This is a genomic window from Psychrobacter sp. DAB_AL32B, from assembly GCF_002224105.1.
Lineage (GTDB): Bacteria > Pseudomonadota > Gammaproteobacteria > Pseudomonadales > Moraxellaceae > Psychrobacter.
The window spans coordinates 1-4,982 of record NZ_NEXU01000091.1; the positions used below are offsets into that span (position 1 = coordinate 1).

At 42.5% G+C, this 4,982-nt stretch carries 6 protein-coding genes; 1 reads left to right on the forward strand and 5 read right to left on the reverse strand.

What is annotated here, in order from left to right; translation table 11 throughout:
- Positions 1 to 123: 123 nt before the first annotated feature.
- The 4 genes from CAN34_RS11085 to ubiG form a co-directional block, all read right to left on the reverse strand.
- The gene (locus CAN34_RS11085) at positions 124 to 390 is read right to left on the reverse strand and encodes a DksA/TraR family C4-type zinc finger protein (RefSeq protein WP_079690623.1); all 267 of its coding nucleotides are present in this window, start codon (positions 388 to 390) and stop codon (positions 124 to 126) included.
- A gap of 101 nt (positions 391 to 491) precedes the next feature.
- Positions 492 to 1,265, reverse strand: coding sequence for a YciK family oxidoreductase (locus CAN34_RS11090; RefSeq protein ID WP_254423173.1), 774 nt, complete (start codon positions 1,263 to 1,265; stop codon positions 492 to 494).
- Between the two features lie 178 nt (positions 1,266 to 1,443).
- Positions 1,444 to 2,154: an HAD family hydrolase gene (locus tag CAN34_RS11095; protein WP_089555713.1), complete on the reverse strand. Its 711-nt coding sequence runs from the start codon at positions 2,152 to 2,154 to the stop codon at positions 1,444 to 1,446.
- Positions 2,155 to 2,190: 36 nt separating this feature from the next.
- On the reverse strand, positions 2,191 to 2,952 hold the full coding sequence (gene ubiG, locus CAN34_RS11100; protein ID WP_254423174.1) for a bifunctional 2-polyprenyl-6-hydroxyphenol methylase/3-demethylubiquinol 3-O-methyltransferase UbiG: 762 nt from the start codon (positions 2,950 to 2,952) through the stop codon (positions 2,191 to 2,193).
- 580 nt (positions 2,953 to 3,532) lie between these two features.
- Between ubiG and CAN34_RS11105 the strand changes: the two genes are divergently transcribed.
- Complete coding sequence (locus tag CAN34_RS11105; protein WP_089555715.1) at positions 3,533 to 4,153, forward strand: thiol:disulfide interchange protein DsbA/DsbL; 621 nt, start codon at positions 3,533 to 3,535, stop codon at positions 4,151 to 4,153.
- Between the two features lie 134 nt (positions 4,154 to 4,287).
- On the opposite strand, the gene yjgA is transcribed toward CAN34_RS11105, so the two are convergent.
- The gene (gene yjgA, locus CAN34_RS11110) at positions 4,288 to 4,800 is read right to left on the reverse strand and encodes a ribosome biogenesis factor YjgA (protein WP_079690618.1); all 513 of its coding nucleotides are present in this window, start codon (positions 4,798 to 4,800) and stop codon (positions 4,288 to 4,290) included.
- Positions 4,801 to 4,982: the final 182 nt, after the last annotated feature.

Sequence of the window (4,982 nt, forward strand, 5' to 3'; positions counted from 1 at the left end):
CTTGTGACAGGGGTTTTTTGACTGCTTTTTTATTCAACTACGGCTCTATTTAACTGCTTGATGGTAGATACTGTCAGTTCAAAATAAAAACATGTGCTCATAGCAATATGCTAATTTTCCATCTTAACGTAATTGGCTGTCTTTACTACCGCGGCGATTAAATAACTCAGTGGCCTTTGCTTCTTGTTCAAGCTCCGTCTGACAGCTAACGCAATGCTGTATACCGGGTACAGCTAACCGCCGTGCTTCTGGAATCGGCTTACCGCACTCATCACAAAACTCCGCGCTTTTACCTGTCGGTAGTGCACGGCGTGCGCGCTCTAGCGCATCGTTGACGGTCGCATCCATTTGTTCATGCTCAGCACCATCTCTTGACCAGCCACCTGCCATAATCCATCCTTATTATTTATAATTTATATAAAACGCTTTAATAACAAATAGATGGGGTTATATATCGTTAATTTCAATGTATCAGCATCGATAAATTGCGACTAATCTTTTGGCTGTAGCTCGACCACTTGACCACGTACGCCAATACTTTCATCACTCATCAAGCAAACATACCCTGCCATAATGTCATCAGGAGTTTTGAGACTCATCGGATTCTCTCCCGGATACGCATGGGCACGCATATTGGTGCGAGTGCCGCCAGGATTAACACAGTTAAAACGCAAATTGGTGGTGTTTTGCGTTTCTTGAGTGAAAATATCGCTCATACCTTCAACCGCTTGCTTGGAGAGCGCATAAGCACCCCAAAAAGCGCGAGGATGTGTCCCTACGCTGCTCGATGTGAAAACAATGGAACCATGAGGCGCATCTTTAAGTAAAGGCAGTAACGCTTGCGTGAGCATAAAGGTAGAGGTAAAGTTAACTTTCATTACTTGGGCAAACATATCAACATCGTACATCTCAAGCGGCGTCAATGCGCCAAGCATCCCAGCATTATGCAAAATACCATCAAGCTGACCCACTTCTCTATGGATCAAATTTTCTAACTTTTGCATTTCAGCATAAGTAGCACCTTCTAAATTCATCGGTAGCATAGCCGGTTGCTTACCACCAAAGCTTTCGATTTCATCATAAACGTATTCAAGCTTACTGCTGGTACGCCCTAATAGCAGTACCGTGGCGCCATAACGCGCATAGGTTAAAGCCGCGACACGACCAATGCCATCACCTGCCCCTGTAACCAAGATAGTTTTACCATCTAAACAGTTATCAGGTGCTGCAAAATGCCGAATGTCATCGTGAGTTAAAGATGGCATAGAATGTTGTACGGTTTGTGGGTTACTTTGCTGACTTTCTGTCTGACTCGCTGACTGATTCGTATGGTCACTCATGGCATTACTCACTGCTTATCATTTAATAGATGGGATGTTTAATCATTGCGGCGCGTGTTAAAAACATTGACTGATAACGCGTTTGATTTATAGCTGATTTCATTTATAGATAGTCAAACTTACCAGAAGAAAGCAACAGTTTGTTCAATTTTTCAGGGGTGTCAGTAATATAGTCTGCGCCCCACTTCTTCAAGTTATTTTGATCTTCAGGTGGAATATAACCATAAGCGGCTAAAATAGTGGGCATGCCAGCAGCGTTACCAGCCTCGATATCACGGACGTGATCTCCTACATAGAGCACACTTTCAGCAGCACCTCGAGGGATACCAAGCTTTTCTAACGCCACATACATAGGCTCTGGATCAGGCTTGGGGCGTGACACGTCATCAGGACAAACTAAAACCGCACAGCGCTCATCTAGCTCCATTTTCTCTAATAATTGCTCTGCTAAATAGCGTGGTTTATTGGTCACAATACCCCACGGTACGCCTTTTAATTCAAGCGTGCTCAGAACTTCTTCAAGCTCACTAAATACACAGCTATCGACGCAAATCTCTGCTTCGTAATCGTCTAAAAACTGCTGACGGAACTCAAGTAAAGTTTCCTCACTGAAATCAACTTGGTCGTTGTGACGTAGCATGAGTTTTACCATCGCTGAGGCACCCGCAGAGACTTGTTCGCGAATTTCTGCTTCAGATGGCGCTTGCCACTCATTTTCACGGCTCATTTTACCAATAATTCTTACAAAATCAGCGGCTGTATCGATCAATGTCCCATCAAGGTCAAACAAAACAGCTTTCACAAATTGGCTCATAATGGGCGCTCTTAGTTATGGTTATCAAAGATTTTTTTAAACAAGGGGTTTTTGCACTGCCATCATATAATTCACATCGACATTTTGTGCCAGCCAGTAGCGTTTGGTCAGCGGATTATAATGTAGTCCAATGATATCTTGACGCGTAAATCCTGCATTAACAGCCATTTTATCTAGCTCAGCTGGGGTGATGAACTTTGCATAATCGTGGGTGCCGCGATCCAGTAAGCGCAAAACGTACTCTGCACCAACGATGGCAAACAGATACGATTTAGGATTGCGATTGATGGTCGATAGGACGCAAACGCCACCTGGCGCTAGTAGCTTAAAGCAAGCCTCTACAATGGCACTTGGGTCTGGCACATGCTCAAGCATCTCCATGCAGGTTACCACATCGAACTGCCCAGCATGAGTAGCTGCCAATGCTTCAATCGGGATATGTTGATAGCGCAAGCTCTCATTTAAGTGACTTTGCTCAGCGTGTAAGCTAGCAGCTTTTAGATTTTCCGTACCGAGGTCAATACCGGTCACATCAGCGCCGCGACGTGCCATTGATTCCGACAAGATACCACCGCCGCAACCTACATCCAGGACCTTTTTACCAGCCAAACCCGTTTCTGCAGTTTTCGTATGGTCGCTACTTATATAGCCGCGCTTAACGTTTTCTTCTATCCAATTAAGACGCAGCGGATTGATTTCGTGTAAGGTAGCAAAAGCCCCGGTTTTATTCCACCACTCGCTTGCCAAGTTGTTAAATTTTTCAACTTCGCTTGCATCTACATTGATAGCGGTAGCCATAGTATCGTCAAGACCATTAACAGCATTGGTATCATTATTTTCTTGACTACTCAAAGGCTGCTCAGAAGATAAAGCTTGGCTCATAGGATTTTTCCTTTATTGGCATTATAGTTATTATCGTATACAGTGCATGATTATACAGTCAATATTAGCATGGGAGCAGCGGCTTTGTCGTGCGTACATCGTCACCGATTGTGAATCGGCTGACTGTATACTTAGGCGTTACCATTATCGCGTGTCAACTCTTTATAATAAGTGATAAATAACAGTGGCTTTAATTATTTTAAATCGCCTTAAATGATGACATTCTTAAATACTAATTTTGAATAATAAGAATCTTGAGCAATGATAAGCTTTAAAAACCGTAAGCTTAAAAGTTATCAGTAAGATACCTTAAATAATAGCGCACAGCTTTACAACCTTTAGTTAAGAATCAGGTTCACAAGCACCAGCATTTTACGTTATTATAGTCGCTACTCTACTATAGGTCGATTCAATCGAAGAATGGTCGTTTATTCACTCCAAAACCTATATCAACATCCCAAGAAATCTCTAAATCTCGATACCTCAAGGAATAAGTATGAAACGTATCATCGCATTGACTGGTCTGGCTTGTGCTATTGGGCTTGCCAATATGGGCGCTCAAGCCGCCAATTATGTCGCAGGAAAAGACTATCGTGTGCTAGACAACCCAGAAAAAATCAGCGGTGATGCTATCATTGTGCGTGAGTTCTTTTGGTATGGTTGCCCACATTGTAACGTTCTCAATCCGCATATGGAAAAATGGGCAAAAACCAAGGGTAAAGATGTGGCATTCTTTAAAACGCCAGCGGCGCTTAACCCTGTTTGGGAAGCCAGCGCCCGTGGTTTTTATGCCGCTCAGTTATTAGGCTATGAAGACAAAACCCATGATGCGCTATTTGAGGCAGTACATAAAGATGGCAAGCAATTATTTGATCAAGCCTCATTAAGCAAATGGTATGCGTCTAAAGGCGTTGACCAAAAGAAATTTAACAGCCTTTATAACTCATTTGCTGTGGGTACAAAAATCGGTCGCTCACAAGCAGGTGCTAAGCGTTATCAAATCTCAGGTGTACCAGCCGTTATCATCCAAGGCAAATATGTCGTTACTGGCGAAAGCGCTACCGTACCTAAAGTGGTTGATTATTTAGTTAATAAAGTACGTGCTGAGAAAAAGTAATTCAGCTTATATAGCTAATAGAACGTAAAAAAGCCAATCATAGTGATTGGCTTTTTTATAGTCTGTCTAGAGGTTGCTGTTTTTTCTTTAGCCTTTATATTTTATAAAGTTGCTATTCTAAAACAATAAAATAACTAACCTTTTAACTGCGACAATATCGCCACTTCACGAATATAGCTTGCTAGGTCTTCTTTAGATTCCGCCATCAGTTCATCATCTTGCGTATGTTTGGCGTATTCAATCCACAGCAGCAGCTGATACATACTATTACGCTCAGAGGCTTTGTATTGTTTAACGAACTGCTTGAGCGTGCCTTCGTCATTAATGTTGAGGCGCTCATGCCAACTTTCAATTTTAGACACCTGCTCTTTTGGAAAAAAAGCATCAAACAGTGCTTTTACCAATTCATGGCGGTTTTCTTCACTGATAAGTTTACCAACGCGCTTAGTTTGGCGATTACGAGCATTGGCACTAGTAATATCGGCAAGCGCCATCAACTCTGCCATAAAGTAATCGCTTGCTGGTAGGTTTTTGAGCTGCTTTTTCGATAAGCTCGCAAGCGGTATCGACAACTGTTGCAAGCGCTCATGAGATTTTTTAAGCTCTGTGCGCGAGACGCGCATATCATGTTCTGACCAGTCAATCATAAAAGCTTTCCGTTTTCGAGATAATAAATAATAAAGTTAATAATGCTTTTTATACAGTCAATTCAAAATAACAGCGTGTTGTCCGCGCTTACTAACTACTACCAACGATGCTTTTCGCGATGCTTGGCAACAACGGTCACGCCCTCAGGTAGGCTGGCTGTCAGCTTATCTTGTAAATGCTT

Excerpts from the sequence above, each read along its gene's own strand:
- CAN34_RS11105 (WP_089555715.1), top strand. The coding sequence starts at position 3,533 with ATGAAACGTATCATCGCATTGACTGGTCTGGCTTGTGCTATTGGGCTT.
- ubiG (WP_254423174.1), bottom strand. The coding sequence starts at position 2,952 with ATGGCTACCGCTATCAATGTAGATGCAAGCGAAGTTGAAAAATTTAAC.
- CAN34_RS11095 (WP_089555713.1), bottom strand. The coding sequence starts at position 2,154 with ATGAGCCAATTTGTGAAAGCTGTTTTGTTTGACCTTGATGGGACATTG.
- CAN34_RS11085 (WP_079690623.1), bottom strand. The coding sequence starts at position 390 with ATGGCAGGTGGCTGGTCAAGAGATGGTGCTGAGCATGAACAAATGGAT.
- CAN34_RS11090 (WP_254423173.1), bottom strand. The coding sequence starts at position 1,265 with ATGCCATCTTTAACTCACGATGACATTCGGCATTTTGCAGCACCTGAT.
- yjgA (WP_079690618.1), bottom strand. The coding sequence starts at position 4,800 with ATGATTGACTGGTCAGAACATGATATGCGCGTCTCGCGCACAGAGCTT.